The organism is Bradyrhizobium sp. LeoB3 (genome assembly GCF_055456055.1).
Map to the genome: position 1 here is coordinate 1 of NZ_JBVBEF010000405.1, position 352 is coordinate 352.

At 68.2% G+C, this 352-nt stretch carries 1 protein-coding gene; it reads left to right on the top strand.

All coding sequences use genetic code 11. The features are described 5' to 3' along the window. A partial coding sequence (locus ACZXDY_RS46515; RefSeq protein WP_464350105.1) for an IS91 family transposase occupies positions 1 to 352 on the top strand: 352 nt, incomplete at both ends.

The following is a 352-nucleotide window of genomic DNA, read 5'->3' on the forward strand; positions in this document are numbered from 1 at the left end:
GCGGCCATCGCCGACATCGCCTACCAGAACAAGGCCGTCCTCTACGACCTGCTGTTCAAGGTCTCGGCCGAGACCATGCTGACGATCGCCGCCGATCCGAAGCATCTGGGGGCCAGGATCGGCATCACCTCCGTGCTGCACACCTGGGGCTCGGCGCTGACCCATCATCCCCATGTGCACATGATCGTGCCGGGCGGCGGCATCTCGCCTGACGGCCAGCGCTGGGTGTCGTGCCGGCCGGGCTTCTTCCTGCCCGTGCGCGTACTCTCCCGCCTGTTCCGGCGAGTGTTCCAGGAGAAGCTCGTCGCGGCCCACCAGGCCGGCCGCCTGAGCTTCTTCGGCGATCACGCCC